General features: G+C 64.3%; 17 protein-coding genes and 2 pseudogenes. 4 read left to right on the top strand and 15 right to left on the bottom strand.

What is annotated here, in order from left to right:
* Positions 1–23: 23 nt before the first annotated feature.
* Both ASC92_RS10930 and ASC92_RS10925 read right to left on the bottom strand, forming a co-directional pair.
* Positions 24–944, bottom strand: coding sequence for a DUF4238 domain-containing protein (locus ASC92_RS10930; RefSeq protein WP_056514649.1), 921 nt, complete (start codon positions 942–944; stop codon positions 24–26).
* A 125-nt stretch (positions 945–1069) separates the two neighbouring features.
* Complete coding sequence (locus tag ASC92_RS10925) at positions 1070–2203, bottom strand: B12-binding domain-containing radical SAM protein (protein ID WP_157609039.1); 1134 nt, start codon at positions 2201–2203, stop codon at positions 1070–1072.
* A gap of 227 nt (positions 2204–2430) precedes the next feature.
* On the opposite strand from ASC92_RS10925, the pseudogene ASC92_RS28005 reads away from it, so the two are divergent.
* A pseudogene (locus tag ASC92_RS28005) lies at positions 2431–2688 on the top strand (helix-turn-helix domain-containing protein); the annotation flags it as partial.
* A 13-nt stretch (positions 2689–2701) separates the two neighbouring features.
* Entirely contained in the window at positions 2702–3673 is a 972-nt protein-coding gene (locus ASC92_RS10920; RefSeq protein ID WP_162245718.1) for a hypothetical protein, read from the top strand.
* 94 nt (positions 3674–3767) lie between these two features.
* On the opposite strand, the gene ASC92_RS10915 is transcribed toward ASC92_RS10920, so the two are convergent.
* On the bottom strand, positions 3768–4892 hold the full coding sequence (locus tag ASC92_RS10915; protein ID WP_056514639.1) for a helix-turn-helix domain-containing protein: 1125 nt from the start codon (positions 4890–4892) through the stop codon (positions 3768–3770).
* Positions 4889–5488: a hypothetical protein gene (locus tag ASC92_RS10910; RefSeq protein ID WP_056514637.1), complete on the bottom strand. Its 600-nt coding sequence runs from the start codon at positions 5486–5488 to the stop codon at positions 4889–4891. The genes ASC92_RS10915 and ASC92_RS10910 overlap by 4 nt, the downstream gene beginning before the upstream one ends.
* 140 nt (positions 5489–5628) lie before the next feature.
* Between ASC92_RS10910 and ASC92_RS10905 the strand changes: the two genes are divergently transcribed.
* Together ASC92_RS10905 and ASC92_RS10900 are read left to right on the top strand one after the other, a co-directional pair.
* A complete protein-coding gene (locus ASC92_RS10905) occupies positions 5629–6225 on the top strand; it encodes a DUF6088 family protein (protein ID WP_056514655.1) in 597 nt (198 codons plus the stop codon).
* A complete protein-coding gene (locus ASC92_RS10900; protein ID WP_056514636.1) occupies positions 6218–7243 on the top strand; it encodes a nucleotidyl transferase AbiEii/AbiGii toxin family protein in 1026 nt (341 codons plus the stop codon). Before ASC92_RS10905 ends, ASC92_RS10900 begins: the two co-directional genes overlap by 8 nt.
* Positions 7244–7365: 122 nt before the next feature.
* Here the strand turns inward: ASC92_RS10900 and ASC92_RS28000 are convergent, their stop codons facing one another.
* The 11 genes and pseudogenes from ASC92_RS28000 to trbB all read right to left on the bottom strand — a co-directional run bounded on the left by ASC92_RS28000 (position 7366) and on the right by trbB (position 17205).
* A complete protein-coding gene (locus ASC92_RS28000) occupies positions 7366–7674 on the bottom strand; it encodes a DUF2274 domain-containing protein (RefSeq protein WP_082519570.1) in 309 nt (102 codons plus the stop codon).
* Positions 7671–8951: a TrbI/VirB10 family protein gene (locus ASC92_RS10895; RefSeq protein WP_056514632.1), complete on the bottom strand. Its 1281-nt coding sequence runs from the start codon at positions 8949–8951 to the stop codon at positions 7671–7673. The genes ASC92_RS28000 and ASC92_RS10895 overlap by 4 nt, the downstream gene beginning before the upstream one ends.
* Before the next feature lie 2 nt (positions 8952–8953).
* Positions 8954–9976 carry a P-type conjugative transfer protein TrbG gene (trbG, locus tag ASC92_RS10890; protein ID WP_056514629.1) on the bottom strand — a complete coding sequence of 341 codons (1023 nt, stop codon included), beginning with the start codon at positions 9974–9976 and terminating at the stop codon, positions 8954–8956.
* Entirely contained in the window at positions 9973–10680 is a 708-nt protein-coding gene (trbF, locus tag ASC92_RS10885; RefSeq protein WP_056514626.1) for a conjugal transfer protein TrbF, read from the bottom strand. Before trbF ends, trbG begins: the two co-directional genes overlap by 4 nt.
* Positions 10681–10691: 11 nt before the next feature.
* On the bottom strand, positions 10692–12065 hold the full coding sequence (gene trbL / locus ASC92_RS10880) for a P-type conjugative transfer protein TrbL (protein WP_056514623.1): 1374 nt from the start codon (positions 12063–12065) through the stop codon (positions 10692–10694).
* A 77-nt stretch (positions 12066–12142) separates the two neighbouring features.
* Positions 12143–12379 (bottom strand): annotated as a pseudogene (locus ASC92_RS10875) (EexN family lipoprotein); the annotation flags it as partial.
* Positions 12380–12389: 10 nt separating this feature from the next.
* Positions 12390–13145, bottom strand: a complete 756-nt coding sequence (gene trbJ / locus ASC92_RS10870) for a P-type conjugative transfer protein TrbJ (RefSeq protein WP_056514652.1) — start codon at positions 13143–13145, stop codon at positions 12390–12392.
* A gap of 35 nt (positions 13146–13180) precedes the next feature.
* The gene (gene trbE, locus ASC92_RS10865) at positions 13181–15595 is read right to left on the bottom strand and encodes a conjugal transfer protein TrbE (RefSeq protein WP_056514617.1); all 2415 of its coding nucleotides are present in this window, start codon (positions 15593–15595) and stop codon (positions 13181–13183) included.
* 22 nt (positions 15596–15617) lie between these two features.
* The gene (locus ASC92_RS10860) at positions 15618–15908 is read right to left on the bottom strand and encodes a VirB3 family type IV secretion system protein (protein WP_056514614.1); all 291 of its coding nucleotides are present in this window, start codon (positions 15906–15908) and stop codon (positions 15618–15620) included.
* Positions 15905–16237 (bottom strand): TrbC/VirB2 family protein, encoded by a 333-nt coding sequence (locus tag ASC92_RS10855; protein WP_056514610.1) that lies wholly within the window; start codon positions 16235–16237, stop codon positions 15905–15907. The genes ASC92_RS10860 and ASC92_RS10855 overlap by 4 nt, the downstream gene beginning before the upstream one ends.
* Complete coding sequence (gene trbB / locus ASC92_RS10850) at positions 16234–17205, bottom strand: P-type conjugative transfer ATPase TrbB (RefSeq protein WP_082519569.1); 972 nt, start codon at positions 17203–17205, stop codon at positions 16234–16236. Before trbB ends, ASC92_RS10855 begins: the two co-directional genes overlap by 4 nt.
* Between the last annotated feature and the right edge of the window lie 56 nt (positions 17206–17261).

Genomic DNA, 17261 nt, shown 5'->3' with positions numbered 1-17261 from the left:
CCAGGCCAGCGCGAAAGACGCAGTCACGACAGATTGATCAACAACCCGGGGGTCAGTTCTTCATGTCGCCAGGGGGGCAGCTCCTGATGTCGCTTGACAACCTCTTCCTCACCTTCACGCTGCGCAAAGACGGCCTCGTAAGCAAACCGCGAAACTTCCTCGTTTATCCATGCGACCCAGTCCTCAGTGGGAGCCGCCGAATACCGAAGCCCGTACCGAGAAAAGACCTCTTTATGGTTCGGCGCGCCGAGAATTACAAGGGTCGGACTAACGGGGAATACCAAGATGAAAGGCCCCTGCGACTTGATGGCATAGGGTCGGCGAGCGTCCTCAGGCTGAGTTTCATCGAACCAAATCACCGGGTTGTCGCTGGTGAGAAAGGGCCTGCCTGTCTCGTTGCGGACCGCCCAAAAACCCGCCCGGTCTATGATGCCTGCGACTTCGAGCTGGAGATGCGTCACCATGCCATGGATAGACTGGTGCGGGTCAATGGCAACCGTGACGTCACTGAGGCCCAGCCCAGCGGGCATTGGCGGCAGTTCCCCCGCGAGGTGCATCCGGTTCAACGTCTGCTTCACCAAGTTGGCCAATGCGCCTTCTGTGACGTCCCTGCTTGCAGGAACACGGACCCGCTGCAGCGCGATGAACTCAAGCAACACGCTCAGTTGGTCGTTCACATCCTCCCCGTTGGTGAGCCTAGCAGCCAGCGCCGGCCACTGGCCTTCCAATTCAGAGAACATATTCTCTAGCATGTTGGTGTCCCGGCCTCCACCAGGGAGAGGTTGCGCGTAGTAGTACTTTTCGAAGCCGATGGCATCGGGCGCCATCTTCAGCACGTTCTCCGGATCGTCTTTCCGATAAACCAACAGCTTTCCCTCAGCGTTGCAGAACGCCTTGAGGTAAGCCTTGGGGACGAAGTGGTGGCGTTTCTTTTCTGGTTCCATGGAATTTAGTTTAGCTATCCAGCCATGGTCGGTGACGCGAGAGATAGGCCCGTTTTGGCGGCGGCTATTCCAGCGCGTCAACCGTCAACGATCAGCGACCTCAGCGCAACTGCAGGGCACCTCAATCAATAGCCATGTGCCAGCAACGCGCTGTAATCTTGAACGAAGGCTGGTCGCAAATAGAACTCCCGATAGGCTTGCTCGACAGTCGTGAAATATTCCAGAGGTGAACCCCAAGTCACAGTACGCAGGAGACTACCGCCATCTGCGTCCTCGCTGTGATAGTCGTTGTATTTGACCAGATCGGTAAACCGAAATCCTAGCGCCGCAACCTGTTGATAGCACGCCAACTCCGACTCGGTGACGGGACCGCTGGCCATTTCGCCGCTGCCATTCGCACCGTACCGACCGTCTTGTGCAATGGCAAAGGCTTGATCCCAGTCAAGGGCCAACTGATCGTAGCGAATGTAGCCCTCCGCTCTCGGGTCCTCAGCCTCTTGCTCCTTGCTCAGAATTGTTGTGGCCCTGGCGAAATCCTTGTACAGCGCGAAGTACGCTAGCGTCGCGCCGCTCTCAATTGCGAAGTCGATCGTCTGCCGTGCGGTCTCCTTCGTCTCCCAAGGGCCGCCGAGCATGAAATAGGCCTTCGTGAGGATGTCCGCCATTCGCAGTCGTCGGAATACATCTTTGATTTGGTTGTTGTCGATAACAGCATTCGCCACCTTGTTTTTCCTTCGCTGCTCTTCACTCCCATGTTCGATGCCAAACGCGAGCATGCGACATCCCGAACGTTGCAGCCTGTCTATGAAGGAATCGGCGGTGAACTTGGCCTCGTATGCAAAGAAGTCCTCGATCCGGAAGATCCCACGCCAGCCGAAGGAGCCACCGGCACTTGCACAGATGTTGGTTAGACCCTCGAGAAAATCATTGGCCCATCCGAGCGCCGCATACTGCTGGGCTACTGAGTGTTTCGCATCCGCCGCTATCTGCGGCAGTAAGTTGTCATCGACAAACTGGATCCGGACATGCGGATGTTGCTCCGCCAGAATGCGAATTTCGTTGACCACATGCGCCACTTCGCGGCGTTGCTCCCCCCCGCTTTTACTCGTGCGCTCGGTACAGAAAACGCAATCCCAATCGCATCCCTGGGACATGACGACGTGAGCTTCGTGGATATTCTGCGTCGCCGATCTAGTGCGGGCAGGTTCGTATTGTTCATTTCCCACACGGTAGATTCGACGATCGAGAACTACCTGCAACCATGCGGATTGTTGTGGCGTCAGTGATGGTTGCCGCGGCAGTCGTATCGGCGCAACGTTGACTTCTTCCAGGCCGCGGTCCAGAACATTCCAACTCTGCTTATTAGCAATGATGCCCGCCTGTTGATTGCCACCGAAAATTGACCCGGCTAACGCACTAATTTCCGTCTAAGACTGACCCACGTAAAACTCTACCCTGCTCATTTTTAAGGCAGGGGATCCTAGGAGTGATAGACGTGGCGACATTGAGTGTCATCAGACGCTGGGCCCTGCGCGAGCAGATGTCCATTCGCGAGATTGCAAGGCGTACAGGCCTGTCTCGCAACACTGTGAAGAAGTACCTGCGAGCGGGCGAAGAAGCGCCGCGCTACGCCAAGCGGGCGAGCTCAAGCAAGCTCGATCCCTATGCCGACAAGCTCGCGACCTGGCTCGCGATCGAGGCCACCAAGTCGCGGAAACAGCGGCGCAATCTGCGGCAGATCCACACAGTCCGAGACCTTGGCTCAGCACGTCGCCTACATCGCAACTGCTCTTGGCTGCACCGGGGTGAAGCTACGCAATGCGAAGGAGGTGGGCGAATCCACCATCGACCGCGCGGCGCCTATCGTGTGCGTTGCTGCAGTGGTGGGACGCGGCAATGCCCTGCTGTCCCTGAGCCGTGATCTTCGAAACTGCCACGTCGGCGCGCGCCTGTACCTGATTGGAATGCAGGTCGCCGAGAGCAGCGCGAAGCTGGACACCTTCGACCGGAATCTAAAGCACTCATCGCACAAATCGCCCATCGAGGTGCTGCGCAAGAATGTGTTCTTGAGCGCCGATACCGTAACGGAGAGCTTCCAGCAAGAGCTCGCGCTCTACCAGGCGCCTAACGAGCTTGCCGAGCGCAAGGACAGCCTGCTACGCGGACCCGAGGCCACGCAATTATTTCTTCCATCCGGCCCACAGCTGCGCGACGCGCTGGTCTTGAATGTGGACTTCGCGTTCTGGGATGGGAAGTACGAGCCCTCAGCCTACCAGGCCGAGGTGCTGGGCACGATCTCCACCATTCTGCAGAACGCGCGGACCAGCAAGCTGCGATCGTCAGAGCACCAGCTGCGCAGTCCGCTGTTGATGCATGTGGCGCTGGATCCGGAGAACTTCGCGCGCTTCAATGAGGGCATCATCCAGGCAGCCCTGCTTCGCGCGGCCCTGCCTTCCGAGCTCGACTACCGAGGAGACATCCAGGCGAGCGCCTACATGACGACGCTGCTAAGCCGCGTCGCAGCCAGGTTCGATCTCCCGCAGATGGCCACGCTGGAATTCCTCGCCGCGATTGCGATCAAGCGCATGCAGCTCAACGTGGACGACACCGCCTCGGTCCGGGACGCGTTCCAGCAGGCAATCCTAAAACGGGTAGACCCGATGTCCGCGGCCGCCCGCTTCTTTCTCGACGCCTTCCCCTCGCCCAAGCCTGGTCGGCAAGCCTTCTAGCTCGCACCTTGGCGTCAATGGTGGCATTGGAAGGCACTCCATGATCACAACGGGCAAGTGCCTGAGCTCGATAACGGGTTCTCGTAGGCAACACTCATCGCATCCTCGTTTCGCTGAAATGCGTGCTAGTAGAACTGCGAAGGCTCACGACATTGCCAGTCAGTTCGACTTGAGGCAACTCCAACAGGTCTTGTAAGAGCCTCGGTTGCACCCGCATCTCGCGCGCAACTGCGGATTGCGGTACGCCATAGTGTTCTTTCATCACCTTCAGGCTTTCGGCAATGACTTCCGGCTTTTCATTGGCAATAAGGTGATCTTCGGACTCCTTCAACGCCTCCCCATGCCGATTGAGGCCGACATATCCCGCCCGAGCTTGGTCGTCAGAGAACACACCCAGCTGGCGCCCGCGGAAAATGATCGCAGCCTTGGATACACCCCAGCGAAGTTTCAATTCCGATAGGCCCGGCCAGTTCAGGCGCGTCCCCCGTAACGCCAATCGACATTCGGTGGCAAACGTGCTTCGGGGCATCAGAAGTGCGCTCGCGAATCGGTTGGCTTGGGTCTCCGTCAGCCGGTCACCTGTCAATACTCCAATGTGAAGCGAGAAGTGGCCGAGCTCGTGCGCCACCCCAAAACGTTCCCGGCATGCGGAGCGGCCATCTCCGTTCAAGGCGATCAGTGGCCTTTTTGTGGCGAAAGATACCGCATCGATTTCCGGGGCGAGGCCGCACACCCGCAGGACGACGGCGCCAGCGTTCTCGGCAATTCGCGTGACATTGCTCAGCGGCCCCAGGCCAAGACCGAACAGCGACCGGAACATCTCGGCCGCTCGCTCGATGGTTTCGGGTGATTCGGCATCAGCCTCGCACACCTGATACTGCGGCAGCTCGACATGTTCATCCAATACGCCCACCAGCCGCTTGAGCATCTCGCCACGAGCGCGCGCGACTTGACGCAACGCGACCTTGGTGGTCAGCTGTCTTCGGAAGTGACATTGCTCATCGACGATCGGATTCGGGTCTATGCGATAGAAAAATTCCGGCAGCACTTCCAATGTCTCGGCGAGCGCTGCTTCCAGGTGAGCAGATGCGACTTCTGCGCCGGTCTCGACGCGGCTCAAGAACTGCTTGGACACGCCGACCTGCTCTCCCAGGTCCGTAAGCGACAGATCGTGAAAGAGGCGGATGAGTCGAAGGTTGGTTCCAATGAACTCGCTCATCGCACAGCTTCGGGGGCCGCGTCGCCTTCGTCGCGTCGCTTCGGCGCCACCTGCGGCTTGCTGACCTGGACAGCCTGCGCCAGAAGTTGCTGGCCTTCAAGTCGCAGTACGCGCACGGTATCGGATATCCAGCGGCAGGCGATTTCGCCGCTGGGAGTGAAGCCCAGAAATTCGACCCGCGGCTCAGCGGAGCCATCGTGACCGCGGTCGATGACGAAGCAGAACCGGCCGGGCTCCCCCTTCGTCGCGAACTCCAGGAAGTCCAGTTGATAGCGATTGGCCGTCAGGACCGCGTCCTTCGATGGGTTCGACGGGTCATCGTTACTGAACCGGCAAGGTACGCCGCCAACGGTGAAAACAATGTCATTGCTGCTGCTGGAGAGGCCGAGCCAGGCGTGATCGCCGGCAAGCGCCTCCGCGAGGATGCGCTTCCTTTGGCGACCAAACGTTGTGCACCCGCGCGTGTATCCGCTATCAGTCGAACGCGACAAATCGTCCTCGGTCGCGTACAGCTCGTCGAGGAGCCACTGCGCAACCGAGTGCAGCCGGTCAGAGCTGAGTTCTGGATTGAAAAAGGCGGGCAGCGGCAAGTTCATTTGTGCAATTTCTTGATTTCGTCAACTGGATTTTGGTGCAATTCTTCGAAATCGTCAACTCACTTTCCAACCCGGTCGGCAACCGCACTCTGGCAGAGCCATATGTCAGAAAAAGGCGTACAATTCTGATAAACATGATCATGACGAAGCTCCCTGAATCCATCCTGCTGCACGCACAGACCCTGCCTGAGGGAGGTGTGCTGTCGCCCAAGGAATTCCTGCACCTCGGAAGCCGTGCCGCCGTCGATCAGGCACTTTCTCGGCTCACCAAGGAAGGCAAATTGCTCCGCGTAGCGCGCGGCACCTACGTTACGCCGGTGTCGAGCCGTTTCGGCACGCGTGCGCCTGCACCTGAAAAAGTGGTGCACGCGCTGGCTACCCAAAATGGCGAGGTGGTAACACCCCACGGCGCGAATGCTGCCAATGCGCTAGGCCTGACCCAGCAAGTGCCGATCCGCGAGGTCTACCTGACCTCGGGACGCACCCGCAAGCTCACGCTCGGGCGCTCCGAGGTCATGGTCAAGCACGCTCCGCGCTGGATGCTTGCGTTGGGATCTGGGCCGGCCGGTGCGGCCGTGCGCGCGCTGGCCTGGATGGGCCCCAGCCATGTGGGCGAATCGCTGGCAGCTTTGCACCGCACGCTACCGCCGGCTGAGTGGCGAACGCTGACTTCGGCGCGTGCGGCCCTGCCGTCCTGGATGGCAAGGGCCATCGGCGCAGAGGCGTTACGTGGCTGAGCACTATTTCGCCCTCAGCAAAGAGGACCAAGGCGAAGTTCTGGAACAGGCTCGGGCAAACACTGGCCTGCCTACTCATCTGCTCGAAAAGGATGTGTGGGTCGTCTGGGCCCTCGGCGCATTGTTTGAATCACCGCTTGCTTCCCTCCTCACCTTTAAGGGTGGTACATCACTCTCGAAGGTTTACAAGATCATCGACCGCTTCTCCGAAGACATCGATCTAACCTACGACATCCGCAAGTTAATCGCGGATCTCACCGGCGGCGAAGAGTTTCTGCCGGCGAGTCGAAGCCAGGCCAGCAAGTGGACCAAGGCCGTTCGAGACCGCCTTCCCGAATGGATCGCCACCGAGGTGCAACCGCTTCTCCAAGCGGCACTGGACCGGGAGCAGTTGGCGGCCGAGTTGGAGATCGGCGGCGCAGAGCACGACAAGCTCCTGCTGCACTACCCAGCGATCAAGCAAGGCACCGGCTACGTCTCCCCTGTCGTGACGTTGGAGTTCGGCGGCCGGGCGACCGGAGAACCACACCAAGTGTTGTCGGTCGCGTGTGACATGGATGGCCATGTCGATGGCGTGACCTTCCCCGTGGCATCTCCGCAGGTGATGAACGTCGCGCGGACATTCTGGGAGAAAGCCACCGCGACACATGTCTATTGCGCCCAAGGGCGAATCCGCGGCGAACGCTATGCGCGGCATTGGCATGACCTGGCCGCGATCATGCGGAGCGCGCACTTCGGCGCCGCCATTGACGACCGAGCGGTCGCCCGAGCCGTGGCCGAGCACAAGTCCTACTTCTTCAGCGAGAAGGACGCCGGCGGCGAGGTCATCGATTACGCCAGTGCAGTGCAAGGTGCCTTGCAGATCGTGCCCGAAGGCGCTGCCCGGGAAGCGCTTGCCACAGACTACGCCAAGATGCTCGAGGACGAAGTCATGGTCGGCAACGCCCTGCCCTTCGATGAACTGATGCGGGCATGCGCCGAGGTCGCTGCCCGCGCCAATGCCGCGGCTCGGAAATAGGCCAACAGGCCTTTGGCAGGCACATCATTCGCTCGAGGTTTCTGCGTTCGCATCGAACCGTACCCTCGCCCCTCAATTTCTGCGCGGTTCTTCGCAAGCCGAAAGAGCCTTGAGGGTCTCAATCAACTAGTTTTTCCGCTCGGTGAGTTCGAATCCAAACTGCTGAATATTGCTCCGGCGACTGCTTGGCTCTTGTGCTGACCCGCGCTCTTTTTGCGTAGAGTCTTGAATCCCCGATCCCGGGCAATGAAAGCTGCGAGCATGTGCGGGATCAGCGCGACCACATCCACCGGAACCTGATGCACCCGCCCATGTACCTCCGCATAGGTATCGAGCTGCGCCTTCAGCTCGGTCGATAGCGTGACCGTCAGCTTCACTGCGTCAGAGCGCGGAAGCGCACCCAAGCTCAGCCGGTTGGTCTCTTTGCTCATTGCGGCGCTCCCCGATGGAAAAACAGCGGCTGGTACTGCCGCAGCACCAGATCCTTGCTCACCATCACCCCCATCGGAAACCCCGGCCGGATGGTCAGCGTCGGCTGCACACTTATGTTGCGCTTGGTGATCTCCTGCCCGACCTGGTTCACCGCGTCCTGCGCTCCTTCCCGGGTCGCAATCACGACGCGGTTGCCGTCGGTGCGGCTCTCGGGCGCCGCCAGTTCGGCCCCCACGCCCAGCAGTGTCGACAGTGCCGCCCCGGCCAAGATGCGGTCCCAGTGCCAATCGACGCCATCCTCCAGCCCCGCATAGCCAGCCGGATCGATGCCCGGGAGCCGGTCCAGCGCTACCGACGAGGTATCCGGCAGGATCAGCCGCGTCCACACCAGCAGCACCCGCCGCTGCCCAAACGCCACCTGGCTGTCATAGCGCCCGATCAGCCGCGATCCCTGCGGGATCAAGAGGTGCTTGCCCGTGGCCGTGTCGTAGACCGCCTCGGTCACGTTGGCGATCACCTGCCCCGGCAGATCCGAGTTGATCCCCGTCATCAGTGCAGCCGGAATGATTGTCCCGGCCATCACCTGGTACGGTGAAGCCGGCAATTGCAGGCTCCCCGGATTGCGCGTCGCGCCATCCCCCGCCTTCGCCAGAAACGCCTCCTTTGCATCCTGGCGGTTCTGCATCCCGGTCGGGTCGGCTGGTATGGCCTGCTGCGATGCCACGGCCATCGCGTTGAAGGCCTGATTCCCCGAAGCCAGCGTCGGCGCATCACCCGACGCCTTCGCGGCCACCGCCGACCTACCCGCACCGCTGTTGCCACTGCTCCTGAAGAACACCGACGACCGCGCCGCCTCCTCGGCCGCCAGCCGCTCGGACTGCTCCGGGTCTACGCCGCCGCCCGGTGGGCGCATCTCCATCGGCTGCTGCGACTTCATGATGGCCGGCCCCAAGTCGCCGGGCAGCGGCTCGCCGAGCACCGGCGGGGCTGCCTTCGCAAGCCCGGCATAGTCCTTCGGCAGCCGCTCCAAGTCCTCGGCCCGCGAGATGCGGTCCACGTTGAACAACTCGGTGCCGGCGCCACGGTCCCGCCGGGCCGGGCTCAAGGACCATAGCGTGGCCCCCAGCACCGCCGCACCGAGTCCCCCCACGAGCACCGCCAGCATGCGGCGATTCAGCCGAGTGACGGGCCGGGGCGAAGCGCGCAGCGCCATGGCCTCTGGATCGGCCTTCGGCGCAGGCGGAGAAGCACCTTCCGGCATGTCGGTCGTGCCCATGCTCAGTTCCTCCGCGCGGAACTCACGCCATCCGTGCGCTCGACGCGCACCACCTGAGCCCTCTCTCCGTTCAGACCGCCCAGCCTCAGTTCGGCCGCACCAAAGAGCCGGTCCACCACGTAGTACGGCGCGCGGAACCGGTAGTTCACAAGCTGCCCATCGCCCTGCGGGCCGATCACAAACAGCGGCGGCAGTTCGCCCTGGGCGATGCCACCCGGGAACTGGATGTACACCTTCTCGCCGTCATCGAATGCGCGCAGCGGCTTCCAGGGCGGGGAATCCCCACTGACCGCGTAGCGGAAGCGGATCTGCTCCAGCGTCATGCCGGTTTCCACCGGTGCGCTGGCCTGCGCCTCCCGGCCCTGCTTCTGCAAAGCCAACATCCGGTCCTTCGGATAGTCCCACGACACCGACGCCATCCACGTCTGCGGCGTCGAGGACAGCTCGAGCAGATAGGTCCGGCGGTTGGTGGTGATGACGAGATTCGTCTTCAAGCCCACGCGTGTGGGTTTCACGAGGACGTTCACGCGCAGGTCTGCGCCCGAGCCGCTGGCCGTGTCGCCCACGATCCAGCGCACCGTGTCCCCCGCCGAAACGGTCACCAGTTCCTCGCCTGGCTGCAGCGCGATGACCGTGACGCGGCCCGGGCTTGTGTAGACCTGGTACAGCGCCCCCTCGGCATAGGGCCAGACCTGGATCGCATTGACGTAGCCCTCGCGCGTCGGCGCGATGCGCGCTTCCTCATTGGCGCGCGACACGCGCACCTTCTCGTCGACAGGTTCAGGCACCGGTTTGGCATCAGCCTCGCGCCCCAACGGCTTCAATTGGCCCGGCAGGGCCAATGGCTGCGGCACAGCCACCGCCTCCACAGGCTTCAGCGCTTCCGGCAGCAACTGCGCCGCCCTCTCCTGCTTCGGCTCGTCGAGCGAGATCGCCGGCGGCGACTTCCCCTGCGAGGCGCAGCCCGCAAACAGAATGGCCAACACGATCAACGGCAATACGTAAACACGGCTTTGTGCATTCATGGCTTCTTCACTCCTTCGGAGGTTTCGAGTTCGCGGGTCCACGACAGCCCGTTGACGTAGATGCCCAGGGGGTTCTTGCGCAGCCGCTCCTCGGTGCGCGGCGCCTGCAGCACGATGGAGAGCACCGCCGTCCAGCGGTCCAGCCCGGCCGCTTCACCGTTGACATAGCGACGCTCGGTCCAGCGCACCTGGAACGAGGCATCGCTGGCCCGCACCACGCTGTTGACCTGCACGGCCACCGACTGCTGCCCGACGCGAGAGAACGGATCGTTGGTGCGCGCGTAGTCGTTCAGGACGGCGGCGCCCTTGTCGGTGGTGTAGTCGTAGGCTTCGAGCCAGTTCTGTCGCACGACGATCGGGTCGATCGACAGCGAGCGCACGTCGGTAATGAAGCGCGCCAGGTGGAAGGCGATCTGCGCATCGGCCGGCTTGTACGGCGTGGCCGCCTCGCCGACGGCCCGCACCTGCCCGGCCTGATCCACCTCGATGACGTAGGGCGTCACGATGGATTGCGCCGAGCGCCAGACCAGCCCGCCGGCCATCAGCAGGGCCAGCGACAGTGAACCGAAGGCCATCAGCCGCCAGTTCTTCGCCTGCACACGCGCACTGCCGATGCGCTGGTCCCAGACCTGCCCGGCGGCCTGGTAGGGCGTGATGGGTTCGGGCGTCTCCGAGTACCGCACCCGGGGTCGTTTGAATCGCATGGATGTTCTCCTCAAGAATTGGATTCGTCGCGCAGGCTCGGACTGGCGCCACTGCCCCCGTGGTCACCGGACCGAAGCGCGTGCACTGCGGTGGTGGCCGCGTGTGTCGCCTGCTGTCTGCGCCGCATGCGCTGAGCCCAGGCGGGTTCAGACGTGGACGCGGCAGATGCGCCGGCATCGGCAGCGACGCCGCCTGCGGAAGCCACCGGTGCCGCGGCCTCGCTCACGAAGTTCGCCACGCGGCCCTTGACCGCCTTGGCGCCGGACGCGACGCGTTGACCCACGGCGGTGGCACCGGTCTTCGCGACATTGCCCAGACCGGCGCCGGCCGCCCGCACGCCGCTGCTGCCCGAAGCCGCGGCACCGGCCTGATAGGCCGACTTAGCGCCGCCGGCCAGGGCACTGGCCGACCGCGCAGCAGAAGCGCCGCCGCCGATGGCCGCCTTCGCCGCGCCGGGCGCCATGCGCGCACCGGCGGCCACCGCCGAGCCCGCACCTGCCACCGCCGCGCCACCGGCCACGGCCAGCCCCGTGGCACCGATGGCCGTGCCCACCGCGGCTCCGGCGCCCAACTGCGGCGCCCCCGACACCAGTCCGGTCGCGATGCCAGGCCCGAAGATCCCCAACCCCAGCATCGCCAGCGCCGCCAGCATGATGACCAGCGCATGGTCAACGGAAGGCTCCGCACCGGCCGACGTCTGAAATTCGGAGAACAAGCCCGAGCCGATGCCCACGATCACCGCCAGCACCAGCACCTTGATGCCCGAAGAGATGACGTTGCCCAGCACCTTCTCGGCCAGGAAGGCCGTCTTGTTCCAGAGCGCGAACGGCACCAGCACGAAGCCCGCGAGCGTGGTCAGCTTGAACTCGATCAGCGTCACGAAAAGCTGCACCGCCAGCACGAAGAAGCTCACGATCAGCACCAGCCACGCCAGGAACAGCACGCTGATCACGTCGAAGTTCGCGAACACCTCCGGGAAGCCCGTCAGCTCGCTGATCTGGACCATGATCGGCCGGCCCGCGTCAATGCCCACCTTGGCAAGCTGCCCCGGCCGCAGAAACTGCGCCTGGCTCATGCCGGAGCCTGAAGCGGTCAGGCCCAGCCCGGCAAACGACTGGAACACGATCCCGGCGAGACGGTTGAAGTTGCCGATGATGAAAGCAAACGTCCCCACATAGAGCACCTTCTTGATCAGCCGGGCGATCACGTCGTCGCCCTGCCCCGAGGCATGGCCCATCGCCCAGAACAGCCCGGCCAGCGTCACGTCGATGACGATCAGCGTGGCGCTCAGAAACCGCACCTCGCCACCGAGCAGGCCGAAGCCCGAATCGATGTAGCGCGAGAACACATCGAGGAAGCGGTCGATGACCGCGACATCGTCCATGGCGGTCAGTCCTTGGCCGTATTGCCGGGTGGCGATGCCGGTATCGCGGGCGCGGGCGCGGGTGCGGGGAGCTCAGCGGGCGGGGACGCCGGCGGCGTGTACGGTGTCCCACCGCCCATGAAGCGCCTGCGCGTGGCTTCGGCCACTGCGTTGCACTGCGCATCGCCCACCTCGGCATGGTCGGCCTTGCACTGCGCGCGCAGCTCCTTCAGCCGCTCGGGATTGGCGACCAGCGTTTCGGCGGTTTCGATCGGGGCGGGCTTGCCGCAGGCGGACACCAGCAGCGCGAAGGTAATCATCAGGAGGTACTTCATGGCCGCTCCCTCACTGGCCGTAGAAATTCACCGTGGTCGCGGTGTACGGCGTCCCACTGCCCTGGAAGCGACGGCGCACCTCGCGCGCGCGTTCCTGCACTGCCACCTGCCGCGCCTGCTCCAGCGCGGTGGCTCGGTCCTGGGTGATCTGCAACTGCTGCGCCTGCATGGCCTGGCGCGACTGCAGGGCCAGCAACTGGTTCGTAGCCTGCATCGCCTGCAGCGCACCCGCGGCCGACTGGCTGCGGTTCACGAGATCGGTCAGCGTCCGCTCGTCGGCCGCAAAGTTCTGCACCGCCTGCGATTGCACCTGGGTTGCCGTGCGCAGCGCCTCGAGCGACTGCTTCCAGCGCGCCCGGGCGTCGGTCGCCATCTGCGTGCCCGAGATCGCGGCGGTGTAGGACTCGGGATAGAGGCGCTTGAACTCGCCTTCCATCCGCTGCACGTTGAAGGCCAGCCCCTGCGTCTGCTGGATCAGCTGGTTCGTGGCCGACAGCGCCGCCTTCAGTTCCGACAGCGCGCTGAAATCCAGGCTGGTCAGGTTCCTTGCCTGGTTTTGCAGCATCTGCGCCTCGTTCTGCAGCTGCTCGACCTGGTTGTTGATCTGCTCCAGCGCACGTGCCGCCGTCAGCATGTTCTGGATGAAGTTGGACGCATCGAACACGGTGTCGCCGACGCCGAACAGGGCATGCGCTGGCGGGGCAATGCCAAAGGCCAGGGCACTGACGGCGACCAGCGCCGCAATGCGGGGTTTGAATGAAGACATGGATTTCATGGATTTCTCCTTCGGATGGATGGCAGTCAAGGGAACGAGGGAAACGAGGGAATCAGGTCGGCGGCCCAGTCGATGCCGCCGTGGCGCAACCAGGCGGCCGCGAAGTCAGCCGGCGAGACGGAGGCCGAGACCGCATCGATGTCGCGCTGGTGCTCCGGTGATGAGGCACCGGCGAATGCCAGCGCGACAGGCCCGAGCCCCAGGTCGAAGACCCGGTTGCCCAGCCGCGACTGGTAGTAGTAGTCGCGCTTGGGCTGTGCCGTGGCGACGATCTCGATCTGCCGGCTGTTGAGCCCGAAGCCCTCGTAGATCACACGGATCTGCGGCTCGGTCGCCTGCGGGTTCGGCAGGAAGATGCGGCTCGCGCAGCTCTCCACGATGGCCGGGGCGATGCTCGAGTCCTGGATGTCGGCGAGCGACTGCGTGGCGAAGATCACCGAGACGTTCTTCTTGCGCAGCGTCTTGAGCCACTGGCGGATGCGCGTGGCGAACACCGGGTCATCGAGGAACAGCCAGGCCTCGTCGAGGAACAGCAGCGTGGGGGCGCCGTCGAAGCGTTCGTCGAAGCGCGCGAACAGGTAGGACAGCACGGCCAGGGTCGCGGCCTTGCTGTGCATCAGTTCCTCCATCTCGAAGCACTGGACGGACGAGGACCCCAGGCGGTCCGCATCCGCATCGAGCAGCTTGCCGTGCGCGCCGCCCAATACATAGGGCTGCAGCGCCTGGCGCAATGCGTTCGACTGCAGCAACACGGACAGGCCGGTCAGGGTCCGCTGTTCCACGGGCGCGCTGGCCAGGCTATTGAGCGCGGACCACACCGCGTCCTTCTCGGCCGGCCCCACAGCGATACCTTCCTGCAGCAGCCGGCCCTCGACCCACTCCGAAGCCCAGGCGCGGTAGCCGTCCTGGTCAATGCGCGCCAGCGGCTGGAAAGCAATCGCACCGTCCAGCCCCAAGTCGTAGTGCTCGCCGCCCAGCCCGAGGATGGTGGCGCGCATCGAACGCCCCATGTCGAAGGCCAGGATGCGCGAACCGGCGTAGCGCCGGAACTGCAATGCAAAGGTCGCCAGCAGCACCGACTTGCCCATGCCCGTGGGGCCGACCACCAGCGTGTGGCCCACGTCGCCGATGTGCGTGACCAGCCGGAACGGCGTGGCACCGTCCGTGCGCGTGACGATCAGCGGCGGCCCATCGAGGTGCCGATTGCGCTCCTGCCCCGCCCAGACGGCCGACACCGGCATCATGTGCGCCAGGTTCAAGGTCGAGACGATCGGCTGGCGCACATTGGCGTAGGCATGGCCTGGGATCGACGACAGCCAGGCATCGACGGCGTTCAGGGTCTCCGGGATCGTTACGAAACCGCGGCCCTGGATCGTCCGCTCCACCGCGCGCAACTTCTCGTCGACGGCCGTCGCATCGGCATCGAGAACGGTCACCGTCGCGGTCACATAGCCGAAGGCCACCTGGTCGCTGCCCAGGTCCTGCAGGGCCGCATCGGCATCGGCGGCCTTGTTCGATGCGTCCGAATCCAACAGCGGGCTCTCCTGCTGGAAGATCGTCTCGCGCAGCAGCGCCACGATGTTCTTGCGCTTTGCGAACCACTGGCGTCGCAGGCGCGTGAGCTCCTTCTCGGCTTCGGCCTTGTCGAGGCACAGGAAGCGTGTGCTCCAGCGGTAGGCGAAGCCCAGGCGATTCAGGTCATCGAGCACGCCCGGCCAGGTGGATGTCGGAAATGCCCGCACCGACAGCACGCGCAGATGCCGGTTCCCGAGCATCGGCGCCAGCCCACCCGTCAGCGGTTCATCGGCCAGCAGCGCATCGAGGTGCATGGGCACCTCGGGCACCGCGACCGGGTGCCGGCGCGTGGACACGCAGTCGTGCAGGTAGGTCAGGGTCTGCGCGTCGTCGAGCCAGCCGATCTCCGGCATCACGCCTTCGAGCAGATCGAGGAAGCGCTCCGACTCGGACACGAAGGCAGCGAGCCTCTCGCGCCAATCTACGCCTTCGGTCTTGCCGTTCTCGTAGAGCAGCTTCGCGGCGCGTGCTCGGCCTTCCTCCGGCGGCAGGTAGACCAGGGTGAGGTGGTATCGGCTCTCGAAGTGGCTCGCGTCCTCTTCGAAGGCCGCGCGGCGTTCCTCATCGACCAGCCACGACAGCGGCTCGGGAAACAGGGACAAGGGATAGTCGGCAGCCTCGCGGCGCTCGGCCTCGACGAACAGCGCCCAGCCCGAGCCCAGGCGCCGCAGTGCATTGTTCAGCCGTGCCGAGGTGGCGATCAGCTCACCTTGCGTCGCGCTGTCCAGGTCCGGACCACGAAAGCGCGCGGTACGCTGGAACGCGCCGTCCTTGTTGAGCACGACGCCCGGTGCGACCAGTCCGGCCCAAGGCAGCCAGTCGGACAGCAGCGCGGGCCGCTTGCGGTATTCGGCGAGGTTCAGCATGGGGTGTTCTCCATCGCTGGCCTCACACGTCCAGCAGCACACGGTGCTTGATGTGCCGCGCGAACACCGCCATGAACTGCGCGTCCATGCGCGCGCCCCAGACCGCCAGCGAGTGGCCAGCGATCCAGAGCACCAGGCCCGGAATCCACAGCTGCAGCCCCAGGCCCACGGCCGCCGCCAGCGTGCCGTTGGCGATCGCCACGGTGCGCGGTGCGCCGCCCATCAGGATGGGTTCGGTCAGGGAGCGGTGCAGCGGAACTTCGAACCCACTGGCGAAGCCACTCGCGGAACCAGTGACAGGACCGCCGCTCATGCCAGCACCGCCCCACCGGTGAAGCTGAAGAAGCTCAGGAAGAACGAGGACGCCGCGAATGCGATCGACAGCCCGAAGACGATCTGCACCAGCTTGCGGAAACCGCCTGAGGTGTCGCCGAAGGCCAGCGTCAGCCCGGTGGAGATGATGATGATCACCGCGACGATCTTGGAGACGGGCCCCTGGATCGATTCGAGGATCGATTGCAGCGGTGCTTCCCACGGCATGTTGGATCCAGCCGCGTGGACCGGCACGGCAATGGCCAGTAGGAACGCCGCCACGTTGGCAGCGCGCAAGTACGGTTTTACAGAAAGACGTGGATGTGTCATGACGGTTCTCCAGGCGTTGAGAAAGGGGAAGGAGGTGAGGAAATCGAAGGGGAGGCAGGCCCCAGCGCGGCATCGAGCTGGTAGCCCTGGCTGTCGTGTCCGATGACGCGGGCGATCTCGCGCACGCGGCGCGCACGGCCGCGACCGGCGATGAAGACGATCACATTCACCGCCTCGGCGATCAGGGCGCGCGACACGGTGACGGAAACCTCCTGCACCAGCTGTTCGAGACGCGTGAGCGCGCCCGTCGCGGAGCCGGCATGCACGGTGGCGATGCCGCCCGGGTGTCCGGTCCCCCATGCCTTCAGCAGATCCAGCGCCTCGGCGCCGCGCACCTCGCCGACCACGATGCGATCCGGCCGCAGGCGCAAGGTGGCACGCACCAGGTCGGCCATGGTGGTCACGCCCGGCTCGCTGCGCATGCCGACGTGGTCGTCCGAGCGGCACTGCAGTTCCACCGTGTCTTCGAGGATCAGCACCCGGTCCCGGGTCTGGGCAATCTCGTCAAGCAGTGCATTGGCGAGCGTGGTCTTGCCGGTGCTGGTGCCGCCGGCCACCACGATGTTCAGGCGCTCGCGCACGGCCTGTCGCAGGAAATCCGCCTGCGCCTCGCTCATCACGCCATCGGCCACATAGTCGGCCAGGGTCAGGATGCGCAGCGCCCGCTTGCGGATCGCGAACGACGGCGCGCGCACCACGGGCGGCAGCACGCCCAGAAAGCGCTCTCCGGTCTCGGGCAGCTCGGCCGAGAGGATGGGCAGGCCCGCGTGCACCTCGGCGCGCACGTGCGCCGCCACCAAGCGGATGATGCGTTCGGCCACGGGTGCCGGCAGCGCGGAGCCCGTGGGTTCGCGCCCCGACCCCAGCCGGTCCACCCACAGAGAGCCGTCCGGGTTCAGCATGACTTCGACGACTTCCGGGTCTTCGAGCGCGGCCGCGATTTCCGGCCCCAGGGCCGTGCGCAGCATGCGTATGCGCCGCGCCAGCGAGACGGCCGCGTTACCAGTGCGACCACTGCTAAGGT

The organism is Variovorax sp. Root411 (assembly GCF_001425205.1).
In the GTDB taxonomy this organism is placed as follows: Bacteria; Pseudomonadota; Gammaproteobacteria; order Burkholderiales; family Burkholderiaceae_C; genus Variovorax.
Note: the sequence above shows the minus strand (reverse complement) of the source record. Positions and strands in the feature narration are given on the sequence as shown.

Excerpts from the sequence above, each read along its gene's own strand:
- ASC92_RS10905 (WP_056514655.1), top strand. The coding sequence starts at position 5,629 with ATGACGAAGCTCCCTGAATCCATCCTGCTGCACGCACAGACCCTGCCT.
- trbJ (WP_056514652.1), bottom strand. The coding sequence starts at position 13,145 with ATGTCTTCATTCAAACCCCGCATTGCGGCGCTGGTCGCCGTCAGTGCC.
- trbF (WP_056514626.1), bottom strand. The coding sequence starts at position 10,680 with ATGCGATTCAAACGACCCCGGGTGCGGTACTCGGAGACGCCCGAACCC.
- trbB (WP_082519569.1), bottom strand. The coding sequence starts at position 17,205 with ATGCTGCGCACGGCCCTGGGGCCGGAAATCGCGGCCGCGCTCGAAGAC.
- ASC92_RS10855 (WP_056514610.1), bottom strand. The coding sequence starts at position 16,237 with ATGACACATCCACGTCTTTCTGTAAAACCGTACTTGCGCGCTGCCAAC.
- ASC92_RS10895 (WP_056514632.1), bottom strand. The coding sequence starts at position 8,951 with ATGGGCACGACCGACATGCCGGAAGGTGCTTCTCCGCCTGCGCCGAAG.
- trbE (WP_056514617.1), bottom strand. The coding sequence starts at position 15,595 with ATGCTGAACCTCGCCGAATACCGCAAGCGGCCCGCGCTGCTGTCCGAC.
- trbL (WP_056514623.1), bottom strand. The coding sequence starts at position 12,065 with ATGGACGATGTCGCGGTCATCGACCGCTTCCTCGATGTGTTCTCGCGC.
- ASC92_RS10930 (WP_056514649.1), bottom strand. The coding sequence starts at position 944 with ATGGAACCAGAAAAGAAACGCCACCACTTCGTCCCCAAGGCTTACCTC.
- ASC92_RS10860 (WP_056514614.1), bottom strand. The coding sequence starts at position 15,908 with ATGAGCGGCGGTCCTGTCACTGGTTCCGCGAGTGGCTTCGCCAGTGGG.
- ASC92_RS28000 (WP_082519570.1), bottom strand. The coding sequence starts at position 7,674 with ATGAGCAAAGAGACCAACCGGCTGAGCTTGGGTGCGCTTCCGCGCTCT.
- ASC92_RS10915 (WP_056514639.1), bottom strand. The coding sequence starts at position 4,892 with ATGAGCGAGTTCATTGGAACCAACCTTCGACTCATCCGCCTCTTTCAC.
- trbG (WP_056514629.1), bottom strand. The coding sequence starts at position 9,976 with ATGAATGCACAAAGCCGTGTTTACGTATTGCCGTTGATCGTGTTGGCC.
- ASC92_RS10910 (WP_056514637.1), bottom strand. The coding sequence starts at position 5,488 with ATGAACTTGCCGCTGCCCGCCTTTTTCAATCCAGAACTCAGCTCTGAC.